This window comes from Levilactobacillus koreensis JCM 16448, from assembly GCF_001435525.1.
GTDB lineage: Bacteria > Bacillota > Bacilli > Lactobacillales > Lactobacillaceae > Levilactobacillus > Levilactobacillus koreensis.
Genome location: NZ_AZDP01000120.1, coordinates 23,600 through 30,206 on the forward strand (window position 1 = coordinate 23,600; position 6,607 = coordinate 30,206).

Below are 6,607 nucleotides of genomic sequence, written 5' to 3' on the forward strand. Positions count from 1 at the left end.
ACCCAAAGTCGCCCGTGCTGTAAGCTGGCTGAAGCGCCAGCTAACACCACCTCCACGACCGGCTACATCCCTATCCTCCTCCGGTTCTGACTGTGCCTTACAGCGACAGCAGTCGGAAGACATAGAGGCTTAGCGCTTTCGGTCCAATCGATAACGACTATTTCAGTCATTATCTCCGTTGTCTACGCACACTATGTAAGCCGAGAAGCCGGCTGGTAAGGCGAAGGGCCTACCAGGTTGCCTAGTTTTAGTCTCACTGTTGTTGCTAGAGCAGACATGACTGGTATTTTGGAACTTTCAACCTTTAGTAATCTTTTAAGAGGACTCAGAAACACTGACGAACCCCGGCGCCGCGCTGGATTAGTAAGTTAAAACAATTGAGAAATGATTACCATAATGATAAAAAGTTATTGACAAGCTCTCAGAAAAGAAGTACCTTAAGGATGTAATATGAAAGCGCAGTCATAGTGAATAGTAACTGGGTGCTTCATCTTAGAGAGCTAACGGTCGGTGTAAGTTAGCGGGAGTTGCCAGTGAATCCGCCACTTAGCGTTTGTTTCCGTTCGAAGGAGACACGGTGAGACGTTATACTCGCAGAGGACACAATCATTTTTGTGTCAAGTTGGGTGGTACCACGTTAATAAACTAACGTCCCATAACCTGGATTAACCGGGTTATGGGACGTTTTTATATTCTAATTCGCAAAGGGGATTTTCATATGTTAGATCCAAAATTTGTTCGGAATAATCAAGAATTAGTCAAAGAAAAGTTGAAGACACGGAAAGTGGATCCAGCTGAAGTGGATGAATATCTCCAACTCGACCAACAAAATCGAGATGCCTTAACTAAAGTTGAAAAAATTAAAGCACAAAAGAACCAATTGACTCAGCAGATCAGCCAGAGTGATCCCAAGTCCGAAGCCGGTCAAAAGTTGATCAACGACGTTAAGAAGATCAATGGTGACATCAAGAGTACCGAAACGGCACAAGAAGAAGTCGCTGAACGGCTCCACTACTTAGCCGTTCGTTTCCCGAACCTGCCAGCCGATGATGTTCCCATCGGTCCTGACGAAGCCAGCAACGTTGAAATGCGGACCTGGGGTGAATTTCCTAAGTTTGATTTCGAACCGAAAGCTCACTGGGAAATTGGGGAAAACTTGGGAATTCTGGACTTCGACCGGGCTGCTAAAGTTTCTGGTGCCCGTTTCGTCTACTACAAGGACGCCGGGGCACTGCTAGAACGGGCCGTTTACTGCTTCATGTTGGACCTGCATACGCAAAAGCAAGGCTACCACGAAATCATTCCACCATACTTGGTTACCGGCAAGACGATGTTTGGGACCGGTCAATTCCCTAAGTTTAAGGAAGATGTTTACACGGTTGAATCCACTGGGATGACATTGATTCCAACGGCCGAAGTTCCATTGACTAACTACTATGCCGACGAAATTCTCAGTGAAGATCAATTGCCAACTTACTTCACGGCAATGACCCCTTGCTTCCGTTCTGAAGCCGGGAGTGCTGGCCGTGATACTCGTGGACTGATCCGGATGCACCAATTCCACAAGGTCGAAATGGTTAAGTACTGCAAACCAGAAGACTCATATGCCGAATTGGAAAAGTTGACCGACAATGCCGAAGAAGTGTTGCGTGAACTTAACCTGCCATACCACGTGATCAAGTTGTCCACTGGTGACACCGGGTTCTCTTCCGCCAAGACCTATGACGTTGAAGTTTGGATGCCAGAACAGGGTATCTACCGGGAAATCAGTTCTTGCTCAAACTGCCTGGACTTCCAAGCACGGCGGGCCATGATTCGTTACCGCAAGGCCGATGGCACCGTTGCTTATGTCCACACCTTGAATGGGTCTGGCTTAGCCGTTGGCCGGACGGTTGCTGCGATTTTGGAAAATTATCAACAAGCCGACGGTACCGTTAAGATTCCCGAGGTTTTACAGAAATACATGCATGGTCAACAAGTAATAAAATAAAATTATTATGAGAATAATCTATTATCAGTCAGATAAATTACCAAGATCCAGTTGGCGATGACCCCTTTGATAATAGGCTCACAAGCGAATTTAAAGAGTGCGATTAGATTATCTATCTAATCGTACTCTTTTTGTGTTCTAATCTAATCATCATGATAGAAAATTATCACATTTTATTCCAATGAATAAATTTTGTAATGATGATAATCTTTTCTCGTAAGGTGAAAGGGCTTCCAGATGCGAGAATGTGATATCACGAGCAATTCCGGAACTCGCGGAGGCCAGCAACACCAGATTACGTATCAGTAGGAGGATCTATCATGGAAATCATAATGGGTGTCTTGGTATTACTAGCAGTGATTGCCGTCATGACACTATTTACCTTCAAAGCACCGAAGGGTCAAAAGGCCGTTAGCGCACTGTCCGGCGCGGCTTGCGCAACCTTCCTGCCCCAAGCGTTTCTCAGCTACGCAATTGGTGGTGTTTTCCACATTGATTTCGTTAAACAAATCGGGGATGTCATGGGGTCATTGGGTGGCCTAGCAGCAGGTTCGTTAGTTCCATTAGCTTTCGGAATCAGCCCAGTTTTTGCTATTTTATTAGGGGTTTCATTATTAAAAGTTAAATTGCTGCCAGCATTTATCGCGGCATATCTGGTTTCCTTCCTTATTAAGGAAATTGAAAAACGAGTAACGGATGGATTAGACCTGATTGTTGTCGTTTTGACCGGACCAATCTTAGTTAATTTGGTCGCTGGCTTAATTTCACCGGTCGTCCTCATGATTTTACATACAATTGGTGATACGATAGTGACTGCAACACAAGGTAATCCATACGTCATGGGTGCCGTACTCGGGGCAATTATTCCATTAGTTGGGATGACGCCACTTTCATCAATGGTTCTGACCAGTTTGATCGGTTTAACTGGTGTACCAATGGCCATTGGGGCGTTAGGTTGTACGGGGAACTCGTTCCTGAACTTAAGCTTCTTTAGACGGATGAAGTTTGGGGACAACTCGACGACCGTTGCCGTTACTATTGAACCATTAACGCAAATTGATATTATTTCTGCTAATCCCGTCCCGATATTTGTGACTAACGCGGTCGCGGGGGCCATCAACGGGATCATCGTGACGGCATTTGGTTTAGTCGTCAACGTCACTGGGATGGCAACACCGTGGGCTGGATTGATCGTTGTCTTTGGGATGAACCCAGTTGTTAAGGTCTTGATCGCCGTCGTGCTGATCTTTATCAACAGTACGATCTGGGCTTACATCGGCTCATGGGTCTTCAGAAACTTCAAGATTCACACCGTCTCCGAAATTCGCAAGGACGATGCGCTCGAAGAAACCAAGGCTGCAGAAGCTTAATAAACGATTACGGATTAGCATTTGAAATGGGAGGACTTTAAAATGACTGTCAACTACAAGAGTGTCTTTGATATTATTGGACCCATCATGATTGGGCCATCTAGTTCACATACTGCCGGTGCCTGCGCTATTGGCCGGGCCGCAAACAGTATTTTCAAGGATAAGCCAACCGACATTGTCATTCACTACTATGAATCATTTGCCCAAACGCATAAGGGTCACGGAACTGACTACGCCATCATCAGTGGAATCTTAGGGTTCGACCCTGATGACAGCCGGGTTCCTTACGCGATTGGTCTGGCACAGAAGCAAGGCATTAACATTACCTTTATTGAAGAGCCGGAAGATAGTCCAATCAATCACCCCAACACTGCCATCATTGACTTAAAGAATGATTCCAAGCAGATCACGGTTGCGGGTTGCTCCATCGGTGGGGGGACCATCGAAATTCGTGAAATCAAGATGGACGGGTTTGACATCAAGCCTAAAGGCCCCCTTCCTATTCTCCTCGTTCAGGGTGGCGAAGACGATCACCAGAACGTGACGGATCAACTGGCTAACTTGACGAAGGTCAACGACCAACAACAGTATCAATCGGGCAAAGGTAATCTGTATGAGTACGATTTGGATCGCCGGTTAAAGGCTCACGAGATTGATGAATTGGTCAAGAACAATAACAAGTTAGTCTACTTATAGGGGGTAGCAATCATGTATATGAGTGTAGCGGAATTAGTCGATGCAGCGAAAACCACCAAGAAGCCGATCTACGAATTAATGATCGAACAGGAAATGGAAACCTCACAAAGCAGTCGTGAAGATATTATCAAGACGATGGGGCGGAACCTGGACGTCATGGAAGCAGCCGTTAAGAAGGGTGCCGAAGGAGACGGGGTCTTCTCGACGACTGGCTTAACTGGTGGTGAAGCGGTCAAACTCAGAGATTACCGGGCAACCGGCAAGACCCTTTCCGGGGATATCATGATGCAGGCCGTTCAAAACGCCATTTCAACCAATGAAGTCAATGCCTCCATGGGAGTGGTGTGTGCCACACCAACTGCCGGTTCAACTGGGACCTTACCTGGCGTGATCTTCACGTTGCGTGACCGGTTGAATTTGACCCGCGAACAAATGATTCAGTTCCTGTTCACGGCTGGGGCCTTCGGAATGGTCATTGCCAACAACGCTGGAATCGCCGGGGCTACCGGTGGTTGCCAAGCTGAAGTTGGGAGTGCCTCGGCCATGGGAGCTGCCGCTGCGGTAGAAATCGCTGGCGGGACCCCAGACCAATGCTCTGAAGCCTTAGCAATGGCGATCAGTAACTTAATGGGATTAGTTTGTGACCCCGTTGCTGGTTTAGTCGAATTACCTTGTGTTAAACGGAACGCAATCGGTGTGGGGAACGCCATGATTGCTGCCGACATGGCCTTGGCTGGCTTAACCAACAAGATCCCAGCGGATGAAGTCATTGCCGCTATGGATAAAGTGGGTAAGGGCCTGCCTAAAGCCTTACGGGAAACTGGTTTAGGTGGCTTGGCCGCAACGCCAACTGGTATCCGAATGAAGGAAAAGATCTTCGGTAAATCACGAGCAAAAGCTTAATTGAAATTGAAACGGAAGTGGCCACGGAAATTCACTGTGGTCACTTTTTTGTAGATTAGATTGTCTAGGTTGGCCGCACAGGTGATGTTTCTGAGGCTAAATACGACTGAAGTTTCAAGTGAACTATCATACAAGCAGCAAGCGGTAGTCTAGCGCAATTTGGTTGTGAGGGTGATAAATTTTGGTGACAGGACTCCTAACTTGTTTATTTTCTGATATATCAGTTTTGAATTAGGGGAGGTCACCATTAAGGAGTCCTACAACTTGGTGACGCTATCATACCAGGTATGACGGGCATTTATAGAATTCGACTGATTAGTTACAAATTTTGCTAATGGGGTGAACAAAACGCTTCCAAAGACATTCTTATTGTGATAAAATATTATTATCAGGTGATTAGCAATAAATCGTGTCTAAGATTTAGAGGGTGGTTTTAAAATGCAACAGAAATTAACTGAAGATCAAGAATACGTTCGCGAATTTATTCCGTTCGTTGACTTTCTAGCCGACATTTTGGGTCCAAACAGTGAGGTTGTTTTGAATGATCTCTTGGATTTAAACCACTCTGTTGTGGCCATCCGAAATTCGCATATTTCTCACCGGAAAGTCGGCGATCCAGCAACTGATTTAGCCTTACGCACGATGAAGGCTGGGACAGCTGAGAAGCGTGATTACCTTGCAAATTACAAGGGCGTTTCGCATGGCGACAATACGTTACGCTCCTCGACGTTCTTCTTGCGGCAACACGGCGAAGTAGTCGGCATGATTTGTATCAATACGGATGATAGTGATTTAGATAACTTGCAACAGCAGGTCATCAAGGTACTCACGAATTATAAGCATCTGGATTCGCCAACCATCTACAAGACCAAGGTGCCGTCTACTGACAAACGCGAAACTGTTAGCGCTAACAGTATTGAGTCGGAACATTTGACGACTTCAATCGGCGACTTGGCTAAGGAAGTTACTCAAGGTGTTTGTGCCCGGTACGGGATTTCGGTCGACTACTTGAAGCGCGATGATAAGTTAGAGATCGTCCGCAATCTCTACCATCAAGGTTACTTCCTCCTGAAGGATTCCGTCAGTGAAGTGGCTAAGGTCATCAAGGTATCAGACCCAAGTGTCTACCGGTATCTGCAGATCGTTAAGGACGAAGAATTACAGGATTAAATTGAAGTAGGACTGACAAAAGAGAGTGAGATAGAAGGCGGTTAATGCTCATTGACCAAAGGTTGAAAGACCAGTCATGCCTGCTCTAGCAACAACAGTGAGACTAAAACTAGGCAACCTGGTGGGCCCTTCGCCTTACCGGCCGGCAGATATGGGCTGGATCGGGGCGAACACAACTTGAAGCCTCGAAAGAACCGAGTCTACAAGGTTGGTTTTCTGCTAAGCCGGCAAGAAACGCCGACCAAGCAGAACGACGCGCCTGAGCCCATATCTGCCGGCCTCTCGGCTTACACAGGATTCTTAGGCGATGGAGAATAGTGACTGTAACCGTCGTTATCGATTGGACCGAAAGCGCTAAGTCTCCACGTTTTCTACTGTTGTCATGATAGAACACAATCAGAGCCGGAGGAGGACAGGGATGCAGCCAGCCGTGGAGGTGGTGTTGGCTGGCGATTCATCAGCCAGCTTACAGCACGGG

5 protein-coding genes and 1 other annotated feature are annotated in these 6,607 nt (G+C 46.6%); all 5 genes read left to right on the forward strand.

The annotated features are described in order from the left end of the window. Positions 1-452: 452 nt before the first annotated feature. Positions 453-659, forward strand: a binding site (T-box leader). Between the two features lie 59 nt (positions 660-718). The 5 genes from serS to FC99_RS12205 all read left to right on the forward strand — a co-directional run bounded on the left by serS (position 719) and on the right by FC99_RS12205 (position 6,129). Next, positions 719-1,990: a serine--tRNA ligase gene (gene serS, locus FC99_RS12185; RefSeq protein WP_048734505.1), complete on the forward strand. Its 1,272-nt coding sequence runs from the start codon at positions 719-721 to the stop codon at positions 1,988-1,990. A gap of 320 nt (positions 1,991-2,310) precedes the next feature. After that, positions 2,311-3,360 carry a PTS sugar transporter subunit IIC gene (locus FC99_RS12190; RefSeq protein ID WP_048734506.1) on the forward strand — a complete coding sequence of 350 codons (1,050 nt, stop codon included), beginning with the start codon at positions 2,311-2,313 and terminating at the stop codon, positions 3,358-3,360. Positions 3,361-3,402: 42 nt separating this feature from the next. After that, positions 3,403-4,056, forward strand: coding sequence for an L-serine ammonia-lyase, iron-sulfur-dependent subunit beta (sdaAB, locus tag FC99_RS12195; protein ID WP_048734509.1), 654 nt, complete (start codon positions 3,403-3,405; stop codon positions 4,054-4,056). 12 nt (positions 4,057-4,068) lie between these two features. After that, positions 4,069-4,959 carry an L-serine ammonia-lyase, iron-sulfur-dependent, subunit alpha gene (gene sdaAA / locus FC99_RS12200; RefSeq protein WP_048734512.1) on the forward strand — a complete coding sequence of 297 codons (891 nt, stop codon included), beginning with the start codon at positions 4,069-4,071 and terminating at the stop codon, positions 4,957-4,959. Between the two features lie 438 nt (positions 4,960-5,397). Next, positions 5,398-6,129, forward strand: coding sequence for a helix-turn-helix transcriptional regulator (locus FC99_RS12205; RefSeq protein WP_048734515.1), 732 nt, complete (start codon positions 5,398-5,400; stop codon positions 6,127-6,129). Positions 6,130-6,607 lie beyond the last annotated feature (478 nt).

What these genes read in the sequence shown, in the direction of transcription:
- serS (WP_048734505.1), top strand. Translation starts at nt 719, where the DNA reads ATGTTAGATCCAAAATTTGTTCGGAATAATCAAGAATTAGTCAAAGAA.
- sdaAA (WP_048734512.1), top strand. Translation starts at nt 4,069, where the DNA reads ATGTATATGAGTGTAGCGGAATTAGTCGATGCAGCGAAAACCACCAAG.
- FC99_RS12205 (WP_048734515.1), top strand. Translation starts at nt 5,398, where the DNA reads ATGCAACAGAAATTAACTGAAGATCAAGAATACGTTCGCGAATTTATT.
- sdaAB (WP_048734509.1), top strand. Translation starts at nt 3,403, where the DNA reads ATGACTGTCAACTACAAGAGTGTCTTTGATATTATTGGACCCATCATG.
- FC99_RS12190 (WP_048734506.1), top strand. Translation starts at nt 2,311, where the DNA reads ATGGAAATCATAATGGGTGTCTTGGTATTACTAGCAGTGATTGCCGTC.